The organism is Rhizobium sp. Rhizsp42 (assembly GCF_047304155.1).
Classification (GTDB): Bacteria; Pseudomonadota; Alphaproteobacteria; order Rhizobiales; family Rhizobiaceae; genus Rhizobium.
In genome coordinates this window covers 1-8021 of sequence record NZ_JBGLYS010000076.1, presented here as the reverse complement: position 1 = coordinate 8021, position 8021 = coordinate 1, and the positions used below count along the sequence as shown (strand labels likewise).

Annotated in this window: 7 protein-coding genes; 4 read left to right on the top strand and 3 right to left on the bottom strand. The window is 63.2% G+C overall.

What is annotated here, in order from left to right; translation table 11 throughout:
* Positions 1-97 precede the first annotated feature (97 nt).
* The 3 genes from purD to ACCD05_RS31225 all read left to right on the top strand — a co-directional run bounded on the left by purD (position 98) and on the right by ACCD05_RS31225 (position 4105).
* Positions 98-1369: a phosphoribosylamine--glycine ligase gene (gene purD / locus ACCD05_RS31235; protein ID WP_413397532.1), complete on the top strand. Its 1272-nt coding sequence runs from the start codon at positions 98-100 to the stop codon at positions 1367-1369.
* Between the two features lie 106 nt (positions 1370-1475).
* On the top strand, positions 1476-1949 hold the full coding sequence (locus tag ACCD05_RS31230; protein ID WP_413397530.1) for a plant virulence effector HPE1-like domain-containing protein: 474 nt from the start codon (positions 1476-1478) through the stop codon (positions 1947-1949).
* A 335-nt stretch (positions 1950-2284) separates the two neighbouring features.
* Positions 2285-4105 (top strand): methyl-accepting chemotaxis protein, encoded by a 1821-nt coding sequence (locus tag ACCD05_RS31225; protein WP_413397528.1) that lies wholly within the window; start codon positions 2285-2287, stop codon positions 4103-4105.
* A 337-nt stretch (positions 4106-4442) separates the two neighbouring features.
* Here ACCD05_RS31225 and ACCD05_RS31220 read toward each other — a convergent pair whose 3' ends face one another.
* Both ACCD05_RS31220 and ACCD05_RS31215 read right to left on the bottom strand, forming a co-directional pair.
* Entirely contained in the window at positions 4443-4706 is a 264-nt protein-coding gene (locus tag ACCD05_RS31220; RefSeq protein ID WP_413397526.1) for a hypothetical protein, read from the bottom strand.
* Positions 4703-5152 (bottom strand): putative toxin-antitoxin system toxin component, PIN family, encoded by a 450-nt coding sequence (locus tag ACCD05_RS31215; RefSeq protein WP_413397524.1) that lies wholly within the window; start codon positions 5150-5152, stop codon positions 4703-4705. The genes ACCD05_RS31220 and ACCD05_RS31215 overlap by 4 nt, the downstream gene beginning before the upstream one ends.
* Before the next feature lie 144 nt (positions 5153-5296).
* Between ACCD05_RS31215 and ACCD05_RS31210 the strand changes: the two genes are divergently transcribed.
* Positions 5297-5737, top strand: coding sequence for a YqaA family protein (locus tag ACCD05_RS31210; RefSeq protein ID WP_413397522.1), 441 nt, complete (start codon positions 5297-5299; stop codon positions 5735-5737).
* Here the strand turns inward: ACCD05_RS31210 and glyS are convergent, their stop codons facing one another.
* The gene (glyS, locus tag ACCD05_RS31205) at positions 5738-7915 is read right to left on the bottom strand and encodes a glycine--tRNA ligase subunit beta (RefSeq protein WP_413397520.1); all 2178 of its coding nucleotides are present in this window, start codon (positions 7913-7915) and stop codon (positions 5738-5740) included. It lies immediately after the preceding gene.
* Positions 7916-8021 lie beyond the last annotated feature (106 nt).

Here is an 8021-nt window from a genome sequence, read left to right as displayed (position 1 = left end):
TCCCTTTCCAGTTTGTGAGTGGCGGTTGGTAGCCTTTAGGCTTGACCTTTCCGCTCCAGCCCCTTAACCGCCACTCACAAACTGGAAAGGGACGGGCATGAAGGTTCTGTTGATCGGATCGGGCGGACGCGAGCACGCATTGGCCTGGAAGCTGGCGCAATCGCCCGAACTCACCAAGCTCTACGCCGCCCCCGGCAATCCCGGGATCGCCGAGCATGCGACCCTCGTCCCCGTCAACACCGAGGACAACGACGCCGTCGTTGCGTTCTGCAAGGATAACGCGATCGATTTCGTCGTCGTCGGCCCGGAAGCGCCGCTGGTGGCGGGCGTGGCCGATCGCTTGCGCGCCGAAGGCTTTGCCGTCTTCGGTCCGTCTGCCGCCGCTGCCCAGCTCGAAGGCTCCAAGGGTTTCACCAAGGATATCTGCGCCCGCTACGATATTCCGACCGGCGCCTACCAGCGTTTCAACAATGCCCCCAAGGCCAAAGCCTATATTCGCGAGCAGGGCGCCCCGATCGTCGTCAAGGCCGATGGTCTTGCAGCCGGCAAGGGCGTGACCGTTGCGATGACCGTCGATGAAGCGCTTGCCGCCGTCGACGATTGCTTCGAAGGCGCGTTCGGCGCCGCCGGTGCCGAAGTCGTGGTCGAGGCCTATCTCGATGGCGAAGAGGCGAGCTTCTTCTGCCTGAGCGACGGCAAGCACGCATTGGCGCTCGCCACCGCCCAGGACCACAAGCGGGTGGGTGAAGGCGATACCGGCCCGAACACCGGCGGCATGGGCGCCTATTCTCCAGCCCCCGTCATGACGCCTGAGATGGTCGAGCGCACGATGAAGGAGATCATCGAGCCCACCATGCTAGGGATGGCCGAGAGCGGTTATCCCTTCTCCGGCGTCTTTTTCGCCGGCCTGATGATCACCAAGAAGGGCCCGGAGCTGATTGAATACAACGTCCGCTTCGGCGATCCGGAATGCCAGGTGCTGATGATGCGCCTGAAGAGCGATCTCCTGCCGATCCTTTATGCGACCGCCACCGGCACGCTGGACAAGGTCACCGCCGAATGGAGCGACGATCCTGCGCTGACGGTCGTCATGGCCTCCAAGGGCTATCCCGGCTCCTACGACAAGAACACGCCGATCAAGTCCATTCCCGAAGCGGGCGAGGGTGCCAAGGTGTTTCATGCCGGCACAGCGCTGAAGGATGGCGCGCTCGTCGCCACCGGCGGCCGCGTTCTGAACGTGACCGCGACCGGCAAGACGGTCGGCGAGGCCCAGGCTCGCGCCTATGCGCTGCTCGACAAGGTGGAGTGGGACAACGGTTTCTGCCGCCGCGACATCGGCTGGCAGGCGATCAAGCGCGAAAAAGCGTGATCCGATATCGAAATCGGATCAGTTCTCTAAATTTTTACCCTTTCCCCTGACGGGATGGAAATAAAGCCGCGTTAAACCTGTGTTCAAGGTAAGACGGAGTGTTTCCATGCGTCAGGTTTCTGCGGTTGTTTTGGGTGTCGTCGGTACGTTGATGGCGGGTTCCGCCATGGCGTCGTCGATCGACGTGGTCGGCGCCGATGCGGCATCGGCTGACAGCAGCATCCTGAAGATGACCTGCACCACATGCCCGCCGCTTCAGGTCGTGGAAGCCAAGAAGGAATATATCGTCCCGACGCTCGCCGATGGCGCGCTCGAGCACTCGCAGATCCGCGACGTCGACGGCGAAAAGAAGCTGTTTCGCACCGAAGGCTGGATGGGCGGCTCCCCCGTCGTGTTCGTGACCAAGGCGCCCGCGCCGGTGGCTGTTGCCGCTGCCCCAGCCGCCGTCGACGGTGTCGATACGGCGACGACGTCGGCCGTCATCAGCGCCGATACCAAGCCCGTCGTTGCAGGCGCTGCGGGGCAGCCGGCGGAACAAACGCGCCCGCTCGACGTTTCTAATTTCAAGCTTAGGCCTTGATTTAAAGTTCCCTGCCCCTCCCGTCCAAAGTTTTGGTCATCCGGGGCTCCACCTCAAAAGGGTGGTGAAATGCGCTCCTGAAGAGAAGCAGGGGCGCATTTTCTATTTTATACTTCGCCGGCCCAGGCTGGCGCCGCCTTTGGGCCCACTTCGTGTTTGGGACATCATCTAGTCCTTGGTTAAGTGTTTCTTATAAAAAACAGGCCATTTCTAGCTGCGACCGGTAGCCGCATGTCGTTTTCGCAGCAGTACCAGCGTCGGGCGCCGTGGCGCCGACGCATACGCGGTAGGATACCGCGCCGGATGATCTCACCAGAGCTCCGTTGCGAGGCCAAATGAAGAATCTTAGAATTTCCAGGCAGTTGTTTTTGCTCGTCGCCGGCTTGATGGTGGCCTTCTGTGCCGCCTCCTACCTGCAGATACGCTCCTCGACCAACGCGATCTATCATGAGCGCAACGAGATGCTGCGCACCCAGGTCGAATCCGGCCTGTCTATCATGCAGCAATATTACGACCGCGAGAAATCCGGCGAGCTGACGCGCGAGCAGGCCCAAGCGCTGGCATACAAGCAGCTTTCGTCGATCCGCTACGAGCCAAACGGCTATTTCATCGGCTACGACTACGACGTCGTCATGCGCATCACCTATGATACGCCGAAGCTCGGCAAAAGCAGCAAGGGCTCGCCCGACAGCCGCGGCAAGCCTTACCGCGACGAGATCGTCAAGGTCGGTCGCGCCGGCGGTGGCATCGTCGATTTCTACGGCCCGAAGCCTGGCCAGCCGGCCGATGCGCAGTTCCGCAAGGCCGTCTACACCAAGGCGTTCGAACCCTGGCAGGTGGTGGTCGCCACCGGCGTCTATCTTGACGATCTCGACGCGCAGGTTCGCTCCGACGTGCTGAAGGCGCTGTCCGGCGGCCTCGTCGTGCTGCTTCTGGGTGCCGCCGCCGCCTTCTACGTGGTTCGCAGCATCTCCGGCCCGCTGACCCGCATCCACACCGCCCTCCAGGCTGTCGCCGAAGAGAATGTCACGATCGCCATTCCCCACACCGACATGAACAACGAAGTGGGCATGATGGCCAAGGCCACGAAGGCGCTGCAGGAAAAGGTCCGTGAGCGCCACGCCATGTCCGAGCGCGAAGCCGCCCAGCAGATGGCGCTCGACGACGAGCGCGAGAACAACCAGCGCATGCAGCGTGACGAAACCGCGGTGCAGGCCCATGTGGTCTCCACCATCGGCCAGGCGCTGGAGCAGATCGCCCGTGGCGATCTCACGGTCCGCTGTGCTGATCTCGGCCAGAAATATGCCACCCTGCGCGACAACTTCAACGATGCGCTCGGCCATCTCGAGGCTGCCATGTCCAAGGTCTCGGTCAAGGGCGGCGATATCGCCGTCAGCAAGGAAGAGATCCGCCGCGCCTCCAACGAACTGTCGCAGCGCACCGAGCGCCAGGCCGCAAGCCTGGAAGAGACCTCGGCCGCCCTCGACGAGCTCAGCGTCGCCGTGCGCCAGACCGCCGAAGGCGCGCATGAAGCAAGCCAGCGCGTCCACTCGGTCAGCTCCGAGGCCAGCCGCAGCGACGCCGTGGTCACCCAGGCGATCGAGGCGATGGGCGGCATCGAGAAGTCTTCCGAGGAAATCGGCAAGATCATCGGCGTCATCGACGACATCGCCTTCCAGACCAACCTGCTCGCTCTGAACGCCGGTGTGGAAGCCGCGCGCGCCGGCGAAAGCGGCAAGGGCTTTGCCGTCGTCGCCCAGGAAGTCCGCGAACTCGCCCAGCGCTCGGCCGCCGCCGCCAAGGAGATCAAGGACCAGATCGCCCGCTCCTCCGGCCAGGTCGAACAGGGCGTTCGCTTCGTCGGTGAGGCCGGCGAGGCGCTGAAGCGCATCTCTGATCAGATCAAGGCTGCCAACGACATCGTCTCGAAGATCGCCCACAGCGCCTCCGAGCAGGACACGACGCTGCGCTCGATCACCTCCTCGATCAACCAGCTCGACGCCGCCACCCAGCAAAACGCTGCCATGGCCGAAGAGACGACCGCCTCGGCGGAATCGCTCGCCAGCGACACCGACGAACTTTTGAACCTCATCCGAGGCTTCCGCGTCGGCACCCAGGCTGAGTACGGGGCAGCGCAGACACGCCGCGCGGCGTAAGGTTTGCGGGAACGTGCGATAGGATGACAACAGCCGCCGGAGCGATCCGGCGGCTGTTTCGGGTTTATTGGGGGCGCGCGATCCGTGGTGCGGCTTGGCGTGAGAGCCATTCACGTTGCAGTCCTGGAGACGTGCTCAGATCCTCGGCACGAGGCCGAGGATGACGCCGAGAATTTGGAAGCCTTTTGTTTTCAATGGTTTGCGGACGGCGCCCCACCCTCAGACGTCATGCTCGGGCTCGTCCCGAGCATCTGCTGCCATATCGGTTGGCTCGACGTGAATGGACCTTGCGGAGAACAGACTCCAAGTACACCGCACTGCCCAGCCGTTTGCCTTCCTACTTCCCGCTCGTTTTCTTCGCAGCGACCAATTCGTCGCCGGCATCTGGTTCGCTATCGGGAACGCCGTCGAGGATGGCGAGCGCCGCGCTCACATCGCCCCGTTCCGCGCGCTTCTTCAAGCTCATGATCGCCCGCCGGTGCCCGATGCCGTCGGCGATGAAGGCGGAAAGCAGCTGGTTCAGCGATACATTGTCCTCCGCCGCCGCGCGCTTGGCTTCTTCCATCACATGATCGGCTATTCTGAGAGGATAGGTGCTCATGTCTCTTGTCTCCTTTGCGCGATGAAATTTCCAGCGCTCATGACTGACATGCCAAAGGCGCTGACTGCGAGGTGCCGGAAATGGCGGTCGTTGCTGATGATCAGGGTGGCTCCGGCTGCCAGGGCGCACTCGATGTAGATGTCGTCCTTCGGATCAGCGAGGAACGGCCTGAAGTGAAACCACGGCGAGACGAGCACAGCCTTGCTGAACACCGCATCGAGCAAGATGTCGATCTTGCTCTCGCTGAGCCAGGGAGCCTTGCCGAGAATGCCCGGCCGCTTCAGCACATCTTCATACTCCAGCGCCACCGCCGGCGACAAAGCGAAGGCGACACCACCAGTAAGCATCTCGCGCACAAGCTGATGCGAGGCGCCTTTCGAGGATCGCAAAGCCGAAACCATGACATTAGCATCAACGACGATCATGGCGGTTATATGATATCGCATGTGATATCATGTCAAGACATGCCGATCTCGCCATTCAACGTCCCAAACGCTTGCGCCCAGCCCCGCAACATGTTCATGAAAACGCAAACGCCACCCGTCGCCATTTGAAAGCCCCACCATGCAGACCACCGAGCCCAGCGCGACATGACCACGCTTGCAGCCTATGCCGGCCTCTTCGCCATCTCGCTGATCGCGGCCACCATCCTGCCCGCGCAGTCGGAGGCCGGCCTCGTCGCGCTCATTCTCTCCGGGCAATATTCCACGCTGCTGCTCGTCGTGGTCGCCAGCGTCGGCAATATCCTCGGTTCGCTGGTCAACTGGCTGCTCGGCATCGGCATCGAGCGCTTTCGCGACAGGCGGTGGTTTCCGGTGGGGGAGGTGGCGCTCGATCGGGCGCAGCGTTGGTATCGGCGGTATGGGAAGTGGTCGCTGCTGGCAAGCTGGTTGCCCATCGTCGGCGATCCCATCACCGTCGTTGCCGGCGTGATGCGTGAACCGCTGCCGGTCTTTCTGCTTCTGGTGACGATCGCCAAGACCGCGCGCTACGCGGTCCTGGCGGTGATCACTTTGGGCATCGTCGGCTGATCAGCCGGCGATCTTCGAGAAGTCGGCGACGGTGCCGGTTGCTTCGCGGATGAGGCGCAGGAGCGCCAGGCGGTTGGCGCGGATCGCCGCGTCCTCGTCGTTGACGAGCACGTCGGTGAAGAAGCGGTCGACAGGCGCGCGCAGCGTCGACAGAGCGGCCATCGCCGAGCGGAAATCTTCCTTCTCGATCGCGCCGGATGCCTCGGCTGAAACCGTCTTGATCGCGGCAAACAGCTCCTTCTCGGCGTCGAGCTTCAGAAGCGCGTCCGAAACGCCATCGGCCACCACGGTACCCTTCTTCTCCTCGGCGGCCAGCAGCTGCACGGCGCGCTTGGTGCCGGCGAGCAGGTTCTTGCCGTCCTCGGAGCTGACGAAATGCGTCAGCGCCTCGACGCGACGGGCGACCATGCGGAGATCGTCGGTCTCGGGCGTCAGCACTGCGTCGATCAGGTCGTGGCGGGCGCCCTGGTCGCGCAGATAGACCTTCAGGCGGTCGTGGAAGAAGGACAAGAGGTCGAGCTGGCGCGACATGTCGTCGGCGGCAACGGTGTTGCCGATATCCATGTCGATGCGCGCCATGTGGCTGACGATGCGCGGAAGCAGCGTCAGATGCACGCCGCGCTCGAGGATGATGCGGATGACGCCAAGTGCTGCGCGGCGCAGCGCGAAGGGGTCCTTGGAGCCCGTCGGCTTCTCGTCGACGGCCCAGAAGCCGATCAGCGTGTCGAGCTTGTCGGCGAGCGCCACGGTGATGGCCACCTTGTCCTGCGGCAGCTGGTCGGATGGGCCCTGCGGCTTGTAATGCTCCTCGATCGCGGTCGAAACGACGGCCTCTTCGCCCTGCAGAACGGCGTACTTGCGGCCCATCACGCCCTGCAGCTCGGGGAATTCGCCGACGGCTTCGGTGCGCAGGTCCGCCTTGGCGAGCACGACCGCGCGGTCGACCAGCTTGTAGTCGGCGCCGGCGGGGAAGGCGACCTTGGCGGCCATGGCGCGGATGCGCTCCACCCGCTCACCCTGCGTGCCGAGCTTGGCATGGAAGGTGACGTTCAGCGCATCGAGCTTGGCCATGCGCTGGTCGAGCGGCTTCTCGAGGTCGAGGCTGAACTTCTTGGCCGAAGCCTCCAGCGTCTCCAGATCCGGCAGGTCACCCTGGTCGCGCTTCCAGAAGTGCAACGCGTCGGAAAGACGGGCGCGCACGACCTTGCCGTTGCCGTGGATGATTTCCTTGCCGCCATCCGTCGCTTCGATGTTGGAGACGAGGATGAAATTGTTCGAAAGCGTCTCTTCGCCCGGTTTGCGGGTGACGAAGCACTTCTGGTTGGTCTTGATCGTCAGCCGGATGATCTCTGACGGGATCGAGAGGTAGGCTTCCTCGAAGCTGCCCATCAGCACCTGCGGCCATTCGACGAGACCGGAGACCTCTTCCAGCAGGCCTTCGTCCTCGACCAGTTCCAGGCCGTTGGCGAATGCGACGTCGCGGGCGTCGTGCAGGATGATGTCCTTGCGGCGCTCGGCATCGAGGATGACCTTGGCCTTCTCAAGGTTCGCGACATAATCGTCGAAGCGCTTGACGGTGATCGCGTCTGGCGCATGAAAGCGGTGGCCGTAGGTGATGTTGGAAGCGACGATGCCGGAGATCTCGAACGGGATGACCGTCGTTTCCTCATGCTCGGTGCCGAAAAGGCAGATGATCGACTGCAGCGGCCGCACCCAGCGCAGCGAGCCCGGCTGCGACGAGGCCTTGCCCCAGCGCATCGGCTTCGGCCAGGGGAAGTCGCGGATGATCGAAGGCATCACCTCGGCGATGATCTCCTCGGCGCTGCGGCCGGTCTTGGAGATGATCGCGACGTAGAAATCGCCCTTCTTCGGGTCGCTCTGCACCTGCGCCTCGGAAATCGAGGACAGACCAGCCGCGCGCAAAAAGCCTTCGATCGCCTTTTCGTTGGCGTCGGTGCGCGGTCCCTTGCGTTCCTCGCGCACATCGGCGGAGCGGGCGGTCAGCCCGCGAATGTCGAGCGTCAGGCGGCGCGGCGTCCAGTATTCCCGCGCGCCCTCATAGGAAAGTCCCGCCTCGACGAGCGCGTCGGTCACAAGCTTCCTCAGATCGCCGGCAGCCTTGCGCTGCAGGCGGGCCGGGATCTCTTCGGAGCGGAGTTCTAACAGCAGATCGGGCATGTCACTTTCCTTGCCTCCACGGGGAAGGCGCTACCTTGCGGGTCTGAAAACGGTCGCCTCTGCTAGCAAAGAATGGCGCTGGTTTACAAGCTGCAAAAGCGGGGAG

Excerpts from the sequence above, each read along its gene's own strand:
- glyS (WP_413397520.1), bottom strand. The coding sequence starts at position 7,915 with ATGCCCGATCTGCTGTTAGAACTCCGCTCCGAAGAGATCCCGGCCCGC.
- ACCD05_RS31230 (WP_413397530.1), top strand. The coding sequence starts at position 1,476 with ATGCGTCAGGTTTCTGCGGTTGTTTTGGGTGTCGTCGGTACGTTGATG.
- ACCD05_RS31215 (WP_413397524.1), bottom strand. The coding sequence starts at position 5,152 with ATGCGATATCATATAACCGCCATGATCGTCGTTGATGCTAATGTCATG.
- ACCD05_RS31225 (WP_413397528.1), top strand. The coding sequence starts at position 2,285 with ATGAAGAATCTTAGAATTTCCAGGCAGTTGTTTTTGCTCGTCGCCGGC.
- ACCD05_RS31220 (WP_413397526.1), bottom strand. The coding sequence starts at position 4,706 with ATGAGCACCTATCCTCTCAGAATAGCCGATCATGTGATGGAAGAAGCC.
- purD (WP_413397532.1), top strand. The coding sequence starts at position 98 with ATGAAGGTTCTGTTGATCGGATCGGGCGGACGCGAGCACGCATTGGCC.
- ACCD05_RS31210 (WP_413397522.1), top strand. The coding sequence starts at position 5,297 with ATGACCACGCTTGCAGCCTATGCCGGCCTCTTCGCCATCTCGCTGATC.